At 73.5% G+C, this 279-nt stretch carries 1 protein-coding gene; it reads right to left on the minus strand.

Annotation, left to right across the window (positions count from 1 at the left end):
* Positions 1 to 279, minus strand: a 279-nt coding sequence (locus AMS67_RS12980) for a DNA-processing protein DprA (protein WP_193787085.1), incomplete at both ends; no start/stop codon positions are given.

The raw sequence follows: 279 nt of genomic DNA on the forward strand, positions 1-279 counted from the left end.
GCCCGGCACCATCTCGGAGCAGACGGCCCCCGAATCGACGATGCGCTCCAGCAGCGGACCGTGCGAGCTCGGGTAGGGCATGTCCGCGCCTCCCGCCAGCACGGCGATGGTGGGCGCGCCGAGCGCGAGTGCGGTGCGATGGGCGACCGCGTCGATCCCGTAGGCCGCACCGGAGACGATCGTCGTGCCGGCCTCGCAGACGCTCTCGGTGAGTTCCGCGGTGACGTGGGAGCCGTAGCCGGTGCAGGCCCGGGCTCCGACGACCGCGAGCGAGAAGCC

This window comes from Leucobacter japonicus (assembly GCF_001273855.1).
Lineage (GTDB): Bacteria > Actinomycetota > Actinomycetes > Actinomycetales > Microbacteriaceae > Leucobacter > Leucobacter japonicus.